General features: G+C 41.6%; 6 protein-coding genes and 1 pseudogene. 3 read left to right on the top strand and 4 right to left on the bottom strand.

What is annotated here, in order from left to right:
* Positions 1–7,754, bottom strand: a 7,754-nt coding sequence (locus ATE34_RS10560) for a Cna B-type domain-containing protein (RefSeq protein ID WP_180382704.1), incomplete at its 3' end; no start/stop codon positions are given.
* 287 nt (positions 7,755–8,041) lie between these two features.
* Between ATE34_RS10560 and ATE34_RS11265 the strand changes: the two are divergent.
* Positions 8,042–8,185: pseudogene (locus tag ATE34_RS11265) on the top strand (ISL3 family transposase); the annotation flags it as partial.
* A gap of 70 nt (positions 8,186–8,255) precedes the next feature.
* Here the strand turns inward: ATE34_RS11265 and rpoC are convergent.
* Entirely contained in the window at positions 8,256–11,921 is a 3,666-nt protein-coding gene (gene rpoC / locus ATE34_RS10550; RefSeq protein WP_061598815.1) for a DNA-directed RNA polymerase subunit beta', read from the bottom strand.
* A gap of 32 nt (positions 11,922–11,953) precedes the next feature.
* Positions 11,954–15,565 carry a DNA-directed RNA polymerase subunit beta gene (rpoB, locus tag ATE34_RS10545; RefSeq protein WP_061598817.1) on the bottom strand — a complete coding sequence of 1,204 codons (3,612 nt, stop codon included), beginning with the start codon at positions 15,563–15,565 and terminating at the stop codon, positions 11,954–11,956.
* A 442-nt stretch (positions 15,566–16,007) separates the two neighbouring features.
* Here rpoB and ATE34_RS10540 point away from each other — a divergent pair, with 442 nt between their 5' ends.
* A complete protein-coding gene (locus tag ATE34_RS10540; protein ID WP_084912023.1) occupies positions 16,008–19,724 on the top strand; it encodes a pullulanase in 3,717 nt (1,238 codons plus the stop codon).
* Between the two features lie 84 nt (positions 19,725–19,808).
* Here the strand turns inward: ATE34_RS10540 and ATE34_RS11260 are convergent, their stop codons facing one another.
* Positions 19,809–20,675 (bottom strand): ATP-binding cassette domain-containing protein, encoded by an 867-nt coding sequence (locus ATE34_RS11260; protein ID WP_142357495.1) that lies wholly within the window; start codon positions 20,673–20,675, stop codon positions 19,809–19,811.
* Positions 20,676–21,042: 367 nt separating this feature from the next.
* Here ATE34_RS11260 and ATE34_RS10530 point away from each other — a divergent pair, with 367 nt between their 5' ends.
* Complete coding sequence (locus ATE34_RS10530) at positions 21,043–21,900, top strand: 5'-nucleotidase, lipoprotein e(P4) family (protein ID WP_000703383.1); 858 nt, start codon at positions 21,043–21,045, stop codon at positions 21,898–21,900.
* The last annotated feature ends 368 nt before the right edge of the window (positions 21,901–22,268 follow it).

Genomic DNA, 22,268 nt, shown 5'->3' with positions numbered 1-22,268 from the left:
GCTACGCCGTCTTTGTAGAGTTCTACTTTGACACTATCTACAGGCGCAGATACATCGTTACCAGCTGAATCTTCCCATTCTTTTGTTACCTTGACATCTCTGGTTGGAATTTCCATTGGAGCCCATGGAGTCTTTTCCTTATTGGCGATCGTGAAGCCTTCTTTCATGCTTCCTGCGTAACCGACTCCATACCACTTGCCTGCAAGTGAAATGTTGTTTAACGTTTCGCCAACTTCTTTGATGGTGTACTCATGAGCTGCTCCACCCAAAGTCGCGGATACTGGTAATTGCTCAAAGGTGGCTGTCCAGTTATTGGCTGACTTCAACTCTTGTACCTGACCTGTGGCTATGCCGTCTTTGTAGAGTTCTACTTTGACACTATCTACAGGCGCGTCGATCTTGTTGCCATCTGAGTCTTGCCACTCTTTTGTGACCGTGATCGCTCGGGTTGGAATTTCCATTGGTGCCCATGGAGTCTTTTCCTTATTGGTAATCGTGAAGCCTTCTTTCACGCTTCCCTCATAACGGACACCATACCATTTGCCTGCCACTTGAATGTTGTTTGAAATTTCGCCAACTTCTTTGACGGTGTATTGATGAGCTTCTCCACCGAGGGTCGCAGAGACTGGCAGTTTCTCAAAGCTGGCTGTCCAGTTGTTGGCTTTGGTCAACTCTTGTACACTGCCTGTTGCTACGCCGTCTTTGTAGAGTTCAACTGTGATACTGTCCACAGGTGCATCAATCTTGTTGCCATCTGAATCTCGCCACTCTTTTGTGATCGTGATCGCTCGGGTTGGTGGGATCATTGGAGCCCATGGAGTCTTTTCTTTATTGCTAATCGTGAAGCCATCTTTCATGCTTCCTGCGTAACCGACTCCATACCATTTGCCTGCCACTTGAATGTTGTTTGAAATTTCGCCAACTTCTTTGATGGTGTACTGATGAGCTTCGCCACCGAGGGTCGCAGAGACTGGCTGTTGCTCAAAGCTGGCTGTCCAGTTGTGGTCTTTGGTCAACTCTTGTACTTGACCAGTTGCCACGCCGTCTTTATAGAGTTCGACTGTGACACTGTCTACAGGTGCGTCAATCTTGTTGCCATCTGACCCTTGCCACTCTTTGGTCACTTTAACATCTCTGGTTGGTGGGATCATTGGAGCCCACGGAGTCTTTTCTTTATTGGTAATGGTGAAGCCTTCTTTCATGCTTCCTGCGTAACCGACTCCATACCATTTGCCTGTCACTTGAATGTTGTTTAAGATTTCACCAACTTCTTTGACGGTGTACTGATGAGCTTCTCCACCGAGGGTCGCAGAGACTGGCAGTTTCTCAAAGCTGGCTGTCCAGTTGTGGTCTTTGGTCAACTCTTGTACTTGACCAGTTGCCACGCCGTCTTTATAGAGTTCGACTGTGACGCTGTCTACAGGTGCGTCAATCTTGTTGCCATCTGACCCTTGCCACTCTTTGGTCACTTTAACATCTCTGGTTGGTGGGATCATTGGAGCCCACGGAGTCTTTTCTTTATTGGTAATGGTGAAGCCTTCTTTCATGCTTCCTGCGTAACCGACTCCATACCATTTGCCTGTCACTTGAATGTTGTTTAAGATTTCACCAACTTCTTTGACGGTGTACTGATGAGCTTCGCCACCAAGGGTCGCAGAGACTGGCTGTTTCTCAAAGCTGGCTGTCCAGTTGTGGTCTTTGGTCAACTCTTGTACTTGACCAGTTGCCACGCCGTCTTTATAGAGTTCGACTGTGACACTGTCTACAGGTGCGTCGATCTTGTTGCCATCTGAGTCTTGCCACTCTTTTGTGACCGTGATCGCTCGGGTTGGTGGGATCATTGGGGCCCATGGAGTCTTTTCCTTATTGGTAATGGTGAAGCCTTCTTTCATGCTTCCTGCGTAACCGACTCCATACCATTTGCCTGCAAGTAAAATGCTGTTTGACGTTTCGCCAACTTCTTTGACGGTGTACTGATGAGCTTCTCCACCGAGGGTCGCAGAGACTGGCAGTTTCTCAAAGCTGGCTGTCCAGTTGTGGTCTTTGGTCAACTCTTGTACTTGACCAGTTGCCACGCCGTCTTTATAGAGTTCGACTGTGACGCTGTCTACAGGTGCGTCAATCTTGTTGCCATCTGACCCTTGCCACTCTTTGGTCACTTTAACATCTCTGGTTGGTGGGATCATTGGAGCCCACGGAGTCTTTTCTTTATTGGTAATGGTGAAGCCTTCTTTCATGCTTCCTGCGTAACCGACTCCATACCATTTGCCTGCAAGTAAAATGCTATTTGAAGTTTCTCCAACTTCTTTGACGGTGTACTGATGAACTTCGCCACCAAGGGTCGCAGATACTGGCAGTTTCTCAAAGCTGGCTGTCCAATTGTTGTCTTTGGTCAACTCTTGTACAGTACCGGTTGCCACGCCGTCTTTATAGAGTTCGACTGTGACGCTGTCTACAGGTGCGTCGATCTTGTTGCCATCTGACCCTTGCCACTCTTTTGTGGCCGTGATCGCTCGGGTTGGAATTTCCATTGGTGCCCATATTAAAGACCAAATTGCATATAACTCTACATCTTTATCAATTGTTCCTGTCTTAAATGTATCTCCCTTTGAATACATAGTGCCTTTACCGTCAGCTTGTGTATTCCATCCCTTGAAGAGATATCCAGATCGTTTCATCGTACCTGCATCTAAGACAGTTACCTTATCAGTATCGGCATCATTTCCATTTTCTGTAATGGATGGATAGTATTCGTTATTATCCTTTGGTGCTTCTCCAGTTACATCAGCGTGATTTTTATTATAATTTACCTTTCCATAAACAATAATATCGTACTCCGCCTTTACGGTATCTTCAGGTATTGCCTGATCGCTACTAGCTAATGTGTTTGTTGTTGTAACTTCAGCTTTAATTTTTCCCGTAGACTTTCCTCTTATTTTACCACCACCATCAACATCAGCCACATCATTTTGCAACTCAATATATTTTAATTCAGGAGATACAGTAGGATGATCACTTGTTGCAACAGCTTTTGCCGCTCCTTCTTCTGACTCTTCTCCAACATGTATCTTAACAGGCTCTGTTTTTATCTTGGGTACTCTTATAAGTCCGCAACCTATAATTTCAAGAGGTTTTTCTTTTACTAATTCAGGTAATTCAGCTGTTATATAGCTTGTTCTATCAAAGTCAGAATTTTTTGTTTCTTCCATATCAGAATGATTTGCTTTCAATGTTAGTTTAGTTTCGCCATCTGGCATCGTAACTTTTACCCATTGACCAGCCTCATTCATAAAACTCTTTAATTCATATTTTCCATTTTCATCTGTAGTTGAACTATGAATAAAAGTATTAGCAGGAATTAACTTGTTATTAATAGTCATATCATGATTAGGAGAATATAGTTCAAGTTTAACACCTTTTGCTTTTGTTTCCCCCTCATCAAGTTTTCCATTTTCATTTTTATCCCACCATACATCTGATGAAATAACTGCATAATTCCCATAAATATATTTTGCAGGATTTATATATCCACTCGTTTTAACTCCTGTGTAATCAGTCGTTTCAAAACTTCCACCAATGTATGCTTCAAGCTCATCAATAGTAGTTTTTTCATGAGTCTTAAGTGGTAATTTAATATTTACTTGACTACCTTTAGGAAGTTCTCCCAAATCAAGTTTAACATGGGTTACTTTTCCCCAATCTTTTACATCCGCTGCAGAAATAAATGTATTCCCACCATCTATGCTATAACTAAATTCTTGTTTACCAGGACGACTATCTCCCATTACCTCAACTTCACCAGTCAAATACATATCCACTTGTGTTTTTGGTGTTTGAACAGTTTCATTATTTTGTGTATAGGATATAGATTTATCCTTTTTAGGAATTTCTAAGATAGCCTTAAAGTCCTTAAATCCATCTGAGTCTGGAGCTTGAACGAAGAAGTCTCCACGTAAATTATCTCTTTCATCTGGATAGAAAGTCTGTGTAGGAAATTTACTTCCCGCTGTTCCATAGACGATATTATCATATTTCCCAGGGAATATATTTGATCCTACCGCCGTATTCTTGGATACAACAACTTCCACCTTGCTCAAATCAATTCCAAATAATTTCTTTTCCTTCGTAGCATCAAGAGCTTTTGCAGCATTTTCAGAAAGTTGGAATAAATCTCCTTCAAGCTTTGCATGGCTATAATATTCATTTTTACTTCCATCCAGCTTCGTTTCAAGTGGGCTCATATCATAATAAACCATTCCATATGGACGATGCTCATTTTCTCCTGGAGATGTAACACTTGTGTATCTAAAACTCTTCAGTGCAATGACAACTGGATCTTCCATAAATTTAAGTACACTATCATTGTAGTAATAATAGTAAGAAAAAGCTTTATTCTTAGTAATTTCTCTAAATTGTCTATTTAAAGCTTGTATGCCCGCTTCTGTAATAGACATTTTAATCCATACTCTACCATCAGCATCTGTAACTTGTTTAATAATAACATTGCCAGATGCATTATCAAATCCTAAAAACTTACACTTATCTACATCTGCAGCAAATTGTTTATCTTTTATTTCTACATAAGCGGATTCAGGAATTCCATAAGGCATCTTACCCGCTTCGGGCATGTCTGAGTTCATAGCATAAGCGTAAGCTTTTGTATTAAATTTAACCTTTTGAGTACTTGTTCCTGATTGAGAAATAGAATTATTTGTATCATTACCTGAAGGCTCAATCACATTATCGGCAGTCTTATTTGTAACGATGTAAGTTCTAGTAAGAATACCATAACGTTGCGGTAGTTTTATACTATTCCATGTTCTACCACCAAAGTCTTGCCCTTTTCCTGCATCATGAATATGATTTCCATCGCTACAACTTTCATTATAATATTTGCCTTCTAAATTTTGAACAAAGTAATTTGGACCATACCATGCACCTTTTTCCTTTTCTATAGTTAATGGATTGCCTTTAAAATCAGTATTTCTAAGTTCATATTCAATATTGGAAAATAATACTGCTTCTCCTGTTTCTTTATCGGCAAATGGCTCAATATTATATACTCCATCATAAGTTAAAACTATACTTGATAAATGTTCAATATCCCTATTAATTCCAAGGTCTATTTTTGTTCCATCTTCAATATTTCCAATATTATATACTTTTTCTGTACCCTCTATTCCAAGTACATTATCCGCAGTTTTATAAATAATTTTCCAACCACTTAAGGATTTATTTGCTGTAAATTTCCCAGTCAAAAGTCCAGTTTTGTCAGCCTTAGAATCAAGTCCTTTGAGATTCAAAGTTCCCACTGTCAAATCAATTCTTGGATTTTTCGTTACAGGAGAAAATTCTTTCTTCGTTCCATAATCAAAGAACAATTTCCAAGTATCATAAAAAGTTCCATTCTCCGCTTGATTTGGATATAATACATTTTCCTTTAATCTATCACCAGTACTCTCAGCTTTCAAAGATGTACATTTCTTTTGAGTTACAGTTGTCCAGAAGAAATCATCCTTTGCTTTTCCACTCACATTATTAACAGGACTTTTCACAGCTTTATTAGCTTCATAATCAAAATTATCATTTGCATCCGCAGTTGGATCAGTAGATTTTGCAGAATATTTTATCTGCAAATGTCCTGTAGCTGTAGGTGTAACATAAATATCAAATTTACTTTGAGCAAATGACTGTCTTCTAACATTTTCCTTATAGTTACCAGCAAAATGTGTACTTGCATTAAAAGTATCATTGTTTAAGTACTCCCAATGAACTTCAACTTTAGTTACTCTTCCACCAGAAGTGTCAAATTTAACTTCAGGAAAATTATGGACTTTATTTGCTAAATGAACAGGTGAATTTACATCTGCTGTGTGTTCATTACCATCTGCTGTAGTATAAACTACTTTTGCTACTTTATAAGAATCTGTATTCCATGTTTGAGCAGTTCCTTTCCATGCAGTAGGTTGAATTTCTTCAGGAAATTCATAAGTTTCAACTGTTGCACCAGTTTTATTCTTTGGAAAATACTCATTCCATTCTCCATTGGCATCTTTTAGAATATAATATTCATTACTTAAACGTGTATAGCCAACATCAGAATACTTTGCATCTGCAGAAACTGCATTTGCAGTATAAAATCCTCCAGCATTTTTATAAAGTTGATATCCAGGTCCAGCAAAACTATGAATTTCATATCCATCGACAGTATTAGCTTTCATAGTTTTAATCTTTACGCCTTGTCCATCAGCGCTGATAACAACTTCCTTTTTGCCGTCTGTTCCATTTGGAGTTTCAAAAACAAATTCAGGTGTTGTAGCTTCATATAAAGTATCTGAACCAATATTGTCGATTCCATCAGGAACTTGCCAAATAGGTGAAAATCCCTTTGTAAATGCATCGTTCCATTTGTGGTCACTTCCATTATTATAGAGAGGTTTCCTTGGTGTTATGAGATAGTAATTTCCCTTACCATCACCATCATTTTTCATTTCACTGACCTTGGCATAATAAGCAAGATCTAAATCATATAAACCATTTCTGATTTGTAATTTTTGTAAAATGAAATTTCCTTCAACACTTCCATTTTTCGGAACATAAACCTTGATATGTTTTAAACTCATTAGAGGAGTATCCGCGTCATGAATTGTTCCTTGCTTATAATAATAGTAATCTTTGTTACCAGTAAATGGACCACTTGCAGGATCTGTATCATAAAATCTTATGAATCCAGAATTCGCAATCTTCGCCAGACTACTTGCATTTAGATGACGATTTCCTGTTACTGTAGTTTTAGGATCGTCATAATTTGTTGGTGACATTCTCCATTTATATTCTGATGAATTTCCTGTACTATTAATCGGTGTGTTATTTTCTCCTTCACAGGCAGTAACATTCAGTTTTGTTTCAAGTTTTCCTTCAGCAATCCACTTTTTACATTCTTCATCTGTTAAACTACGTCTATTAAAGGCGATATTAAATACCAAACTTGAACCTCCGCCCAAAGATCGAAGGAAATTATCATTGATATCATAGATAATTTTTGTAACTTTATCATAATTAGTTTGTGCTGCTGAATCTAATGGTATTACATTCCCCCTTGCATCAAGCAATGTAATTTTTTCAAACTGAACTCCTTCAATTCCGGGATTCGCTAATTTAAATCCGTAAGTTGGTAAATCGACAACAATTTTTTGATCTCCAAACTCATTACTCCCATCATCTTTTGTACGGAAAAAAGGAGTATAGTTTATGGTAAACAATGTATCCGTCATAGTTGCCAAATTATATGGATTTACTGATGTTCCATCTCCATTTGATGTATCTTTAATCTTATGATTGTCATCATATACCATAAGTTTACCATTATCCATTGGAGCTCCGGGATTCAAAGAAACTGATTTCGTTAAAGATTGATTAAATTTAGGCTTAGTTGTTTCTTCTTTAACTTCTGACTCATCCTCTTTTGTTTCATCTTTAGTTTCCTGCTTATCTTTTTGTTCTTCAGGAGCTATCTTTTCTTCAGCTTCCTTATCAGTTTTTTTAGAATCTGTTTTATTGTCCTGTTTATCTGCTTGATCCTCAGGAGCTATCTTTTCTTTAGTTTCATTACCAGTTTTTTTGACATCTGTCATTGTATCTTTAGCTAATACTCCTTCTGCAAAAACAACAGTGTTCGGAACAATTATCCCAAACAGCATTATAAAAACTAAGAATAAAGCCGTTAATTTTTGTAGTGTTTTCGTATTATCCATCAATTTCATCCACTCCAATCTATATTAGAATATCTGATATTCCAATATTGAAAATAAAAAATTATTTTTAGATAGTAATTAAATGCCTATAAATATAGCATATCTATAGCAGTTTAAGCATTGAATATTATACCAAGAACAGTTTGAAAAATCTACCTTTTTCATTCATTTTAGCTCTATAATATTTGTAGTGGATAACATCTCCTCAGATATTATGGAGCTTTTTAAACACAGACAAAAAGTAGCAGAAAAACTATAATGAAAGCACCACAGAATTGCTCGAAATAAAATTGGAGGCGACCAACACGCTCGTCAAGAACATGAGACGTCATGCATTCGATTTTTGAAACTTTAAAAACATTAAAACTAAAATTCTTGTCGCTTTCAACATTACAAAAGAAAGAACCAATATGATTCTCTCTCGTGCTTAGTTATATGTTGCCCACTACAGTTGAAAAAGAGGCCAAACAAAAGAGAACCCGAAGGTTCTCTTATTTACTTTTATTCTACAGTTTCTTCAGATTGGATTTCCACAGTTTCATCTACTGGAGCAAGTTCTGTCTTTTCTTGTTCAGGAGCCAGATATTCTGCGTCATTGATTGCCTGTGGTTCAAGATTACGGTAGCGAGCCATACCAGTACCTGCTGGGATGATCTTACCAATAATAACATTTTCCTTGAGTCCAAGGAGATGGTCTTTCTTACCACGGATGGCCGCATCTGTAAGGACACGAGTTGTTTCCTGGAAGGAAGCCGCTGACAAGAAACTGTTTGTTTCAAGTGAGGCTTTGGTAATTCCCATAAGAACTGGGCGACCAGTCGCTGGAACCCCACCTGCGATAAGGACATCTTTATTAGCATCTGTAAAATCGTTAATGTCTAAAAGGGTACCCATGAGAAGATCTGTATCACCTGGATCCATGACACGGACTTTACGGATCATTTGACGAACCATAACCTCGATGTGTTTGTCACCGATTTCTACCCCTTGACTACGGTAAACTTTTTGGACTTCACCGAGAAGGTAAGTTTCAACTGACAAGACATCACGAACAGCAAGGAGATGTTTTGGTTGGATAGAACCCTCTGTCAATGCTGCACCACGAGAAACTTGGTCTCCAACTTCAACACGCATACGTGCTGTAAATGGAACGACGTATTCACCTTCGCCAGTTTCACCCTTAACAAAGACTTTCTTCGTACGAGTTGACGCGTCTTCTTCAATGGCGGTAACTTGTCCCTTGACCTCTGTGATGACCGCTTCCCCTTTTGGATTGCGGGCTTCAAAGATTTCTTGGACACGAGGAAGACCTTGAGTGATATCGGTATTTGAGGCAACTCCACCCGTGTGGAAGGTACGCATTGTAAGTTGTGTACCAGGTTCCCCGATAGATTGGGCAGCGATTGTACCAACTGCTTCACCAACTTCAACCGCATCACCAGTCGCCAAGTTGATACCGTAACAGTGACGGCAGACACCATGACGAGTGTTACATGTAAATACGGAACGGATAGTCACTTCTTCCACACCAGCATTGACAATCTCGCGCGCCTTGTCTTCTGTAATCAACTCATTTGGACCAATGATAACTTCGCCAGTTTCTGGGTGTTTAACAGTTTTCTTAGTGTAACGACCATTGAGACGTTCTTCGAGAGACTCGATCATCTCTTTTCCTTCTGCGATAGAGCGGATCAAGAGACCACGGTCTGTTCCACAGTCGTCCTCACGGATGATAACGTCTTGGGCGACGTCAACCAAACGACGAGTCAAGTAACCTGAGTCGGCTGTCTTAAGGGCCGTATCGGTCATACCTTTACGGGCACCGTGAGTTGAGAAGAACATTTCGAGTACTGACAAACCTTCGCGGAAGTTTGAAAGGATTGGCAATTCCATGATACGTCCGTTCGGAGCGGCCATCAGACCACGCATACCGGCAAGTTGTGAGAAGTTCGAGATGTTACCACGGGCTCCTGAGTCCATCATCATAACGATTGGGTTCTTCGGATCTTGATTATCAACCAAGCGTTTTTCCAATTTCTCACGAGCTGCACGCCATTCAGCTGTAACGGCATTGTAACGTTCATCATCAGTGATCAAACCACGACGGAACTGTTTTGTGATTTGTTCTACACGCTTATGAGATTCTTCGATGATTTCAGCCTTGTCTTCAACCACTGGGATATCAGCAATCCCCACTGTCAATCCAGCAAGTGTTGAATGATGGTAGCCTAAGTCTTTCAATCGGTCCAAGAATGCGGAAGTTTCTGTTGTACGGAAACGTTTGAAAATCTCAGCGATGATATTTCCAAGGTTTTTCTTCTTGAATGGAGGATTGAGTTCAAGGTTGCGAATGGCTTCCTTGATATCGCCACCTAGTGGCAAGAAGTACTTAGCTGGGAGCCCTTCTGTCAAGTTCGCATTATTTGGTTCTTGCAAGTAAGGTAGACCCTCTGGCATGATGTCGTTGAAGAGGATTTTACCAACTGTTGTAAGCAAGACCTTGTGTTTTTGCTCTTCTGTCCATGGTTTATTGAGGCTGTCTGTCGCGATACCAACACGTGAGTGGAGGTGAACATAACCATTGCGGTAAGCCATGACAGCTTCGTCACGGTCTTTGAAGACCATTCCTTCACCTTCACGACCAGCTTCTTCCATCGTCAAGTAGTAGTTACCCAAAACCATGTCCTGAGATGGGGTAACAACTGGTTTACCATCTTTCGGGTTCAAGATGTGCTCAGCAGCGAGCATGAGGATACGAGCTTCTGCTTGAGCCTCTTCTGAAAGCGGTACGTGGATGGCCATTTGGTCCCCGTCAAAGTCGGCATTGTAGGCTTCACAGACAAGCGGGTGCAAACGAAGGGCCTTACCATCGATCAATACTGGCTCGAAGGCTTGGATACCCAAACGGTGAAGGGTCGGTGCGCGGTTCAAAAGGACTGGGTGTTCTTTGATTACTTCTTCGAGGATATCCCAGATACGTTCATCTCCACGTTCTACCAAGCGTTTAGCCGCTTTAACGTTTTGCACGATGTCACGAGCGACAATTTCACGCATCACAAATGGTTTAAAGAGTTCGATGGCCATTTCACGTGGCACACCACATTGGTACATCTTAAGAGTTGGACCAACAGCGATAACGGAACGTCCTGAGAAGTCAACACGTTTACCGAGCAAGTTTTGACGGAAGCGTCCTTGCTTCCCTTTAAGCATGTGACTCAATGATTTCAGCGGACGGCTACCTGGTCCTGTGATTGGTCGGCCACGACGACCATTGTCAATCAAAGCGTCAACCGCTTCTTGAAGCATACGCTTCTCATTTTGAACAATGATACCTGGTGCATTCAACTCAAGCAAGCGAGCCAAACGGTTGTTACGGTTGATAACACGGCGGTAAAGGTCGTTCAAGTCAGATGAGGCAAAGCGGCCACCATCCAACTGCAACATTGGACGAAGGTCTGGTGGAATAACCGGAAGGATATTGAGAATCATCCATTCAGGTTTGTTTCCAGACTTGTAAAAGGCATCCAAAACATCCAAACGACGGATGGCTTTGACACGTTTTTGTCCAGTAGCTGTTTTCAACTCTTCTTTGAGTTCAGTAATTTCTTTTTCAAGATCTACTTGTTTCAAAAGGTCTTGGATGGCTTCGGCACCCATCTTGGCAACGAATGATCCATAACCATACTCACGCAAGCGCTCACGGTATTCGCGCTCTGTCATGATAGACTTGTGCTCAAGTGGTGTATCCTTAGGATCAATCACCACATAAGCCGCAAAGTAGATAACTTCCTCGAGGGCACGAGGGCTCATATCAAGGGTCAAGCCCATACGGCTTGGAATTCCCTTGAAATACCAGATGTGAGATACAGGAGCTTTCAACTCGATGTGCCCCATACGCTCACGACGAACTTTTGTACGCGTTACTTCAACCCCACAACGGTCACAAACAATCCCTCTGTAACGAATGCGTTTGTACTTACCACAAGCACATTCCCAGTCTTTTGTAGGACCAAAGATGACTTCGTCAAAGAGTCCTTCACGTTCTGGTTTCAAGGTACGGTAATTGATTGTTTCAGGTTTTTTGACTTCTCCATAAGACCATGAACGGACTTTGCTTGGAGAAGCTAGGGTGATTTGCATACTTTTAAAACGATTTACATCAACCACTATTTCTTCCCTTTCTATTCTAAGTGAACTGCTTATTCTTGTTCAGCAGCTTCTTCTGTTGCTTCCGCTTTTGTTGCTTTCTCTGCTTCTTCAGCTTCAAAGGCTGCTTTAGCCTCTTGGGCTGCTTTTTCGCGGGCTTTTTCAAGGTCATCTACGTGGATGACATCTTCGTCCATTCCTTCATCCAAGTCGCGAAGTTCCACTTCTTGGTCATCTTCGTCAAGGACACGCATGTCAAGACCAAGAGATTGCAATTCTTTCACAAGAACTCGGAATGATTCTGGAACACCTGGTTTTGGAATTGGTTTTCCTTTTGTAATAGCTTCATAAGCTCTCAAACGTCCGTTAATATCGTCAGACTTGTAAGTCAAGATTTCTTGAAGGACATTTGACGCACCGTAGGCTTCAAGGGCCCAAACCTCCATCTCACCGAAACGTTGTCCACCAAACTGAGCTTTACCTCCAAGTGGCTGTTGGGTAACGGTTGAGTAAGGCCCGACTGAACGCGCGTGCAATTTATCATCAACCATGTGGTGGAGTTTGATCATGTACATGACACCAACTGATACACGGTTGTCAAATGGTTCACCAGTACGGCCATCGTAAAGGATTGTCTTGGCATCGCTATCCATACCTGCTTCTTTAACAGTGTCCCAAAGGTCTTCAGAACTTGCTCCGTCAAAGACTGGTGTCGCGATGTGGATACCAAGAGTACGTGCTGCCATACCAAGGTGAAGCTCCATAACCTGACCGATATTCATACGTGATGGTACCCCAAGTGGGTTCAACATGATATCAACTGGAGTTCCGTCTGGAAGGTAAGGCATGTCTTCTACAGGAACGATACGAGAGACAACCCCTTTGTTTCCGTGACGTCCGGCCATCTTATCTCCGACCTTGATCTTACGTTTTTGAGCGATGTAGACGCGAACCAGCATGTTAACGCCTGATTGCAACTCATCTCCATTTGCACGTGTAAAGATCTTAACATCACGAACGACACCATCGGCACCGTGTGGTACACGAAGAGAAGTATCACGCACCTCACGAGACTTGTCTCCGAAGATAGCGTGCAAGAGGCGTTCTTCAGCTGAAAGATCTTTTTCACCTTTAGGCGTTACTTTACCTACAAGGATATCGCCTTCTTTAACCTCAGCACCGATACGGATAATCCCCATTTCGTCAAGGTTTTTAAGGGCATCTTCCCCAACGTTTGGAATCTCACGAGTAATTTCTTCAGGCCCAAGCTTTGTATCGCGCGTTTCTGATTCGTATTCTTCAAGGTGGACAGATGTGTAGACATCGTCTTTCACCAAGCGTTCGCTCATGATAACGGCATCTTCGAAGTTGTAACCTTCCCAAGTCATGTAGGCAACGATTGGGTTTTGTCCAAGCGCCATTTCTCCATTTTCCATAGAAGGTCCGTCAGCGATAAAGTCGCCTTTTTCAACGACATCACCAACTTTAACGAGAGTCCGTTGGTTGTAGGCAGTACCTGAGTTTGAACGACGGAATTTTTGAATGTGATAAACATCTAGGGAACCATCTTCACGGCGAACTTCTACCTTGTCCGCATCTGCGTAGGTAACTTTACCATCATGCTGAGCAATAACCGCAGCTCCAGAGTCATGGGCTGCTTGGTATTCCATACCAGTACCAACGTAAGGTGCTTTTGGATCAATCAACGGCACAGCCTGACGTTGCATGTTGGCACCCATGAGGGCACGGTTGGAGTCATCGTTTTCCAAGAAAGGAATACATGCAGTCGCAACGGCAACTACCTGTTTTGGTGAAACGTCCATGTAGTCAACTACTTCTGCTGGATACTCTTGGTTGACCCCTTGGTGACGTCCCATGACAACCTTCTCAGCAAAAGTACCATCTTCGTTGAGGCGAGAGTTAGCCTGTGCTACAGTAAATTCATCTTCTTCATCGGCTGTCAACCAAACGATTTCGTTGGTCACAACACCTGTTTCACGGTCAACCTTACGGTATGGTGTTTGAACAAATCCATACTTGTTCAAGTGTCCGTAAGATGACAAGTTATTGATCAAACCGATGTTAGGTCCTTCAGGTGTCTCAATTGGACACATACGACCATAGTGAGTGTAATGCACGTCACGTACTTCATATCCAGCACGGTCACGTGTCAAACCACCAGGTCCCAAGGCTGACAAACGGCGTTTGTGAGACAACTCAGAAAGCGGGTTGTGTTGGTCCATGAACTGTGACAACTGTGATGAACCAAAGAATTCTTTAACTGCAGCTGTTACAGGACGGATATTGATAATTTGTTGTGGTGTTAAAACTTCATTGTCCTGAACAGACATGCGTTCACGGACATTACGTTCCATACGAGAAAGTCCAAGACGTACTTGGTTGGCAAGCAATTCACCAACTGCACGGATACGACGGTTTCCAAGGTGGTCAATATCATCCACACGTCCGATACCTTCTGCCAAGTTGAGGAAGTAGCTCATTTCAGCAAGGATATCCGCAGGAGTTACAACACGAACCTTGTCATCAGGGTTGGCATTCCCGATGATGGTCACGACGCGGTCTGGATCCGTTGGCGCAACAACCTTGAATTTTTGAAGGACAACCGGTTCAGTCAAAACAGCTGCATCGTTTGGAATATAAACAATCTTGTTCAAGTCGCCATCCAAGTGGTGCTCGATGCTTTCAATCACGCTACGAGTCATAACTGTATTAGCTTCTACCAAAATTTCACCGGTTTCAGGATCTACCAATGGCTCAGCGATGGTTTGGTTGAGCAAGCGTGTTTTGATGTTCAATTTTTTATTAATCTTGTAACGACCAACGGCTGCTAAGTCATAGCGACGTGGATCAAAGAAACGTGCCACAAGCAAGCTACGTGAGCTTTCAGCAGTTTTAGGCTCACCTGGACGAAGGCGTTCGTAAATTTCTTTCAAGGCTTCGTCTGTACGAGAGTCCATTGGATTCTTGTGGATATCTTTTTCAACAGTATTGCGAACCAATTCGCTATCACCAAAGATGTCAAAGATTTCATCATCACCTGAGAAACCAAGCGCACGAACCAAGGTCGTAAATGGAATCTTACGAGTACGGTCGATACGAGTATAAGCGATGTCTTTTGAGTCGCTTTCAAGTTCCAACCAAGCTCCACGGTTAGGGATAACAGTAGAACCGTAACCCACTTTACCGTTCTTGTCTACTTTGTCATTAAAGTAAACACCTGGTGAGCGAACCAACTGAGAAACGATAATACGTTCACCACCATTGATGATGAAAGTACCCATCTCAGTCATGATTGGGAAATCACCAAAGAAGACTTCTTGAGTCTTGATTTCGCCTGTTTCTTTATTGATCAAGCGGAAGGTTACAAAAATTGGGGCTGAGTAGCTAGCATCGTGGATACGAGCTTCTTCGAGCGTGTATTTTGGTTCCTTGATTTCATAGCCAACAAATTCCAACTCCATTGTGTCTGTGAAGTTTGAAATTGGCAATACATCTTCAAATACTTCCTTAAGTCCGTGGTCTAGGAAATCTTTGAATGAATCCGTTTGAATTTCAATCAAATTTGGTAAGTCAAGAACTTCTTTGATTCTTGAAAAACTACGACGGGTACGATGTTTCCCGTATTGAACGTCATGTCCTGCCAAGATGATTCTCCTTTGTAAATAAATTCCAAGCCTTATCAATCAGGCTTTTCTAATCGTCATATGGTTTTAAAAACCCCTATCACCGTGTCCCTTTGATGAATTTTCAGAATCTTTAAATCTTTGTTACAAGCACTCAAAAACCTGAAAAAAAGCACAAAAAGAGCAGCTAAATCTGACTTTTTCAGAAGATTTAACTGCTGTGAGCCTTGTCTGGACAATATTTCAGACAAAACCTACGACAAATGATTACTCATATTATACCTTATTTAGCCAGATTTTTCAAGGTTTTTTTACTACTTTTTAAACAATCTTTTCCTATATATTATTTTAAAATTTCAAGAGAATGAAGCATTATATTTTCTCTTAAAAATTAGGAAAACGCTTGCACTAATATTTACCTCGTGCTATACTGTTAGGGAACAACTACACAAGGAGAATTGTGATGAAAAAGATCCCATCTCAAACTGAGAAAAAAATGATTTATGGTATCCGTTCCTTGAAGAACGGAACTGGTTCTATCCTTATTGGTGCCAGCATTGTCTTGCTTTCTGCTGCAATGCCAACTATTTCAGCTAACGAAAACCTTCCTCAAACTCAGGAAAATACTAGCGCTGTGACCAAGGCCCCTACTGAGACTGAAACGAGTCAAACTCAAAAGGAAACGCCTATTTCTGAACAAAAGAATGCAAACGCTTCCCTTGACACTAAAAAGGAAGCCCTAGCAACTGACACTGCTCTAGCAGCTGAAACACCTAAAAAAGAAGACGCTACTACAAGCCAGCCCAACAGCAAAGAAGAGAAAGTAGATACTAGCACTTCGACGCCAAGTTCTGATCAAAAACCACAAGCAGACACTAGTTCTGAAGAACCAATCGAAGACAACTACTTCCGCATTCATGTGAAAAAACTTCCTGAGGAAAACAAGGATTCTCAAGGTCTTTGGACATGGGACGATGTTGAAAAACCTTCTGAAAACTGGCCAAATGGAGCCAAGTCTTTCAAGGATGCCAAGCAAGATGACTACGGCTATTATCTCGATGTCAAACTTAAGAATGATCAAGCCAAGAAGGTCAGCTTCCTCATCAACAATACTAAAGGGGATAACCTTACTGGAGACCGTTCAGTAGAGCGCCTTTCTCCAAAAATGAATGAGGCTTGGCTAGATGAAAACTATAAGGTATACAACTACCGTCCTCAACCAGCAGGAACTGTCCGTGCCAACTACTATCGCACCGACGGGAACTATGACAAAAAATCTCTCTGGTATTGGGGCGATGTCAAGAATCCAAGCAGTGGAGAATGGCCTGACGGAACAGACTTCACTGCAACTGGAAAACATGGCCGTTACATTGACATTCCACTCAATGAAGCTGCAAGAGAATTTGGATTTTTATTACTAGACGAAAGCAAGAAAGGCGATGATGTGAAAATCAGAAAAGAGGATTATAAATTCACTGATCTAAAAAATCACAGCCAAATCTTCCTTAAAGATGATGACGAAACCATCTACACCAACCCTTACTATGTACACGACATCCGCATGACTGGTGCCCAACACGTGGCTAAGTCTCGTATCGAAAGCAGCTTTTCTACCCTAGTTGGAGCTAAGAAAGACGATATCCTCAAACACTCCGGCATCACTGATTACCAAGGGAATAAAGTAGCTATCACAGACGTGGAAGTGGATGAAGCTGGTAAGAAAGTGACCTATATCGGCGACTTCTCTGACACTCAACACTCGTACACTGTCAGCTACAATTCAGACCGCTTTACCACACGTTCAAGCTGGCGCCTCAAGGATGAGTCCTACAGTTACGATGGTCCACTCGGCGCAACTCTAAAAGAAGATGGCAAGCGTGTTGACCTCACCCTCTGGTCTCCAAGTGCTGATAAGGTTTCCGTTGTTGTCTATGACAAGAAAGACCCTGAAAAGGTAGTCGGAACTGTCGCCCTTGAAAAAGGAGAAAAAGGAACCTGGAAACAAACTCTGGACACAAACTCTGGTCTCGGCATCAGTAACTATACTGGCTACTACTACCACTACCAGATCGAGCGCCAAGGTAAAACCGTTCTCGTTCTTGACCCTTATGCCAAGTCACTAGCAGCTTGGAACAGTGACCTAGCAAAAACAGATGCTGCCCATAAAGTTGCTAAAGCTGCCTTTGTGGACCCATCTAAACTAGGTCCACAAGACTTGACCTACGGTAAGATTCGCAACTTCAAATCGCGAGAAGATGCTGTCATCTATGAAGCCCATGTTCGTGACTTCACTTCGGATCCTGCCATCGCAAAAGACTTGACCAAGCCATTTGGTACCTTTGAAGCCTTTATCGAAAAACTAGACTATCTCAAAGACTTGGGTGTGACCCATATCCAACTCCTTCCTGTCTTGTCCTACTACTTTGTCAATGAATTGAAGAACCATGAACGTTTGTCTGCCTATGCTTCAAGCAACAGCAACTACAACTGGGGATATGACCCTCAAAACTACTTCTCCTTGACTGGTATGTACTCTAGCAATCCTAAGGATCCAGAAAAACGAATTGCCGAATTCAAAAATCTCATCAACGAAATCCATAAACGTGGTATGGGGGCTATCTTGGATGTGGTCTACAACCATACTGCCAATCTCGACATCTTTGAAGACTTAGAGCCAAACTACTACCACTTTATGGACGCAGACGGAACTCCTCGTACTAGCTTTGGAGGTGGCCGTTTGGGAACAACCCACTACATGTCTAAGCGTGTCTTGGTAGACTCCATCAAGTATTTAGTCGAAACCTACAAAGTGGATGGTTTCCGTTTCGATATGATGGGTGATCACGATGCGGCTTCAATCGAAGAAGCTTACAAGGCTGCACGCGCCCTCAATCCAAACCTTATCATGCTAGGTGAAGGCTGGAGAACCTATACTGGTGATGAAAATACGCCTGTACAACCTGCTGACCAAGATTGGATGAAACATACCGATACTGTCGCTGTCTTTTCAGATGATATCCGTAACAACCTCAAGTCTGGTTATCCAAACGAAGGCCAACCTGCCTTTATCACAGGTGGAAAACGCGATATCAATACCATCTTTAAAAATCTGATTGCTCAACCAACTAACTTTGAAGCAGACAGTCCCGGAGATGTTATCCAGTATATCGCAGCCCATGATAACTTGACACTCTTTGACATCATTGCCCAGTCTATCAAAAAAGACCCAAGCAAGGCGGAAAACTACGCTGAGATCCATCGCCGTTTGCGACTTGGAAACCTCATGGTCTTGACTGCTCAAGGAACTCCGTTTATCCACTCTGGTCAGGAATATGGACGTACCAAACAATTCCTTGACCCAGCCTACAAGACTCCTGTTCCTGAAGATAAGGTTCCAAACAAGTCTCACTTGTTGCGCGACAAGGACGGCAAGCCATTTGTCTATCCTTACTTTATCCATGACTCTTACGACTCTAGTGATGCTGTCAACAAGTTTGATTGGACCAAGGCAACAGATGGTAAAGCTTTCCCTGAAAATGTCAAGAGCCGTAACTACATGAAAGGTTTGATTGCCCTTCGTCAATCGACAGATGCCTTCCGACTCAAGAGTCTACAAGATATCAAAGAACGCGTCCAACTCATTACTGTCCCAGGAAAAAATGGTGTTGAAAAAGAAGACGTGGTCATCGGCTACCAAATCACAGCTCCAAATGGAGATATCTACGCAGTCTTTGTCAATGCGGATGATAAGGCTCGCGAATTCAACTTGGGAACTGCCTTTGCTCACTTGAGAAAGGCTGAAGTCCTGGCAGATGAAAATCAAGCTGGACCAGTAGGAATCGCTAAACCTCAAGGTCTCGAATGGACTGAAAAAGGCTTGAAATTGAACGCTCTCACTGCCGTTGTTCTCCGCTTGTCTCAAGGTGGTGCTATCGTTGCCCCAGCTGTGGAAGAAAAACCAGAATTTGATCTTTCTAGCTTGGAAGTTGAACCAGAACAAGGCCAAGTTCAAAACCTAACAGCCAATCCTGAAACTCATGAAACTGCTGCAGAGGCTCTTTCTCAGAAAGTCCTTCCAAACACAGGAACCGAGAGCAAATCCCTCCTTGCCCTTGCTGGATTCAGCATCCTTGCCCTTCTCGGACTTGGATGGTTGATAAAAAACAAGAAAAAGAAATAACCTAGCCCTCCTATAGAGAAAACACCCCATGGTCAGAAGAATCTTCTAGTCATGGGGTGTTGTTTTTTATGATACACTTATCTATCAAATCATATATTCTACACTATAGCTAGCGTCTGATAAGATACGAGCCAGAAACTGCTTGGTTCGTTCTTCTTGTGGACGGTTAAAGAAATCGTGGGGATTATTCTCCTCTACGATACGGCCTCCATCCATGAAAATAACGTGGTTAGCGACATCTCTAGCAAATCCCATCTCATGCGTGACGACCACCATGGTCACACCTTCTCCCGCCAACTGTTTCAGAACATCCAAAACATCTCCAACCAACTCAGGGTCTAGTGCTGATGTTGGTTCATCCAGCAAAATGACCTCGGGCTTGACGGCAATAGCACGCGCAATTCCTATTCGTTGTTGTTGCCCTCCAGATAGCTGGGAAGGGTAGTAGTCTTTGTAGGCCAGTAAACCAACTTTCCCCAAGGCAGATTCTGCACGTTTGAGCGCTTCTTCCTTGGGAACTTTACGAGCTACGATTAGGCCTTCTAGAATATTTTCCAGAGCAGTTTTGTTTGCAAAGAGATTGTAGAAAGAAGCAATATCTTCGATAAAGGTCTCTCGAATCGCTTGTACCACTTCCACCTGTTGCTGAATCCATGTGTGTTCCTCACCAATCGATTCAATAGAAGTCAGCTCCTGAATGCTTGCAATCTTAGGATTATAGACATTACTTGGATAAAGGAAAAAACCGTCGCTCATAATTTTGACAAAATCAGGACGAATCCTTTCCACATAGCTGCGATGCCCTTCAACACTCTTTTGAAAGATACGTGGATTATTTAATCCCTGCCCCTTTTCTTCGAGTGTTACAAAATGAAACCAAAATCCCACAGAAACTCTTTCCACTTCATCGCCTCGAATCGCTCTAAAGACTAAATCTCTTTTACTTGCCATACCTCTCTCCTTCCATTTGGATTGAAACCATCTTACCACTCCTTTTCCCCTTTTCCCAATATATATTGACTATCAACTCGATTGGAAATTTTTATATCTATAAAGAAAAAAATCCCTGAAAAGCCTGATGTTACTAGCCTTTCAAAGATTCACTTTATTTTCATCTATTTTTCAAAAAGAAGTTGATATAGATTTTCTATCAAGCCGATTGAATTTTTTTATATCCATCTTCATTCCAAAATTAAGTACATAATTTTATCCTAATACCAAATTACTACTGAAAAATTTATTTTCTCTCGATATTTCCTTGCACAAATCCCATGAAAACGCTACAATATTAATAGACTATTATTAGGGGGATGGGATTATGAAAATATCCAAAGTTACTATTACAATTGCTTCTACACTTGCTTCCGTCATTTTACTGACTGGCTGTGGCACAAATTCGGCAAATTCACAGACAACACAAAGTAGTACATCTGATAATCAGGTTACAATGACCTATGATCAGTTGCGTTCAAGAGAGAACACTATGTCAACTCTTTGGTATCAAAAAGCAGCTGAAACCAAGGCACTCTATCTACAAGGTTACAATGTCGCTACTGATCGTTTAAAAGAACTACTAAAAACACAGACAGATAAACCCTACTCTATCGTTTTAGACTTAGACGAAACCGTACTAGACAATAGCCCTTATCAAGCGCAAAATGTCAAAGACGGAACAGCATTTACCCCAGAAAACTGGGATGTCTGGGTAAAAAAAGCCGCAGCCAAGGCTGTACCAGGTGCTAAAGACTTTCTCCAATTTGCAGACCAAAACGGTGTCCAAATTTACTATGTATCTGATCGCACGATAGATCAGGTAGATGATACGATCAAAAACCTAGAAAATGAAGGAATTCCTGTACAAAGCCGCGATCATCTCATGTTCTTAGAAAAAGGCGTCAAATCTAAAGAAGGTCGTAGACAAGCAGTCCAAGAAAAAACCAACTTAGTCATGCTACTAGGAGACAATCTTGTGGACTTTGCAGAGTTTTCAAAGACCTCTGAAACTGAGCGCGACCAAAAATTAGAGGAATTACAAAAAGAGTTTGGTGAGAAATTCATCATTTTCCCTAACCCAATGTACGGATCATGGGAAAGCACTGTTTACAATGGTAATAAATTGGATGCCAAGGGTCAAACTGAAGAGCGCCAAAAAAACTTACAAGGTTTTGATAAATAAAATAAGGGAGCTATATACCAGTTTACACCAACCACAAGATATCGTATTTGCAAGAATATCAAAAAAAGACGATTTCCAAGCGGAAATCGTCTTTTTATAGGACAGACTTCTCCAATTCAAAATGTACTTCATTTAGTATAGATGTAATCATAAACCATATTTTCTAAGTGGTTTATACATGACTGTCCGTCAGGGAAAGCAAATATGCAAAATTTAGAAATTTTGATATAATAGAACTATCAAAAAGTAAAGGAATGATTGGTATGAAAGCAATCACAGCTCACAGCTCACAGCTCACAGCTCACAGCTCACAGCTCACAGCTCACAGCTCACAGCTCACAGCTCACAGCTCACAGCTCACAGCTCAC

The sequence above is a fragment of the Streptococcus oralis subsp. tigurinus genome (genome assembly GCF_002093545.1).
GTDB classification, from domain to species: domain Bacteria; phylum Bacillota; class Bacilli; order Lactobacillales; family Streptococcaceae; genus Streptococcus; species Streptococcus oralis_C.
This window is presented reverse-complemented; position numbering and strand designations above follow the sequence as displayed.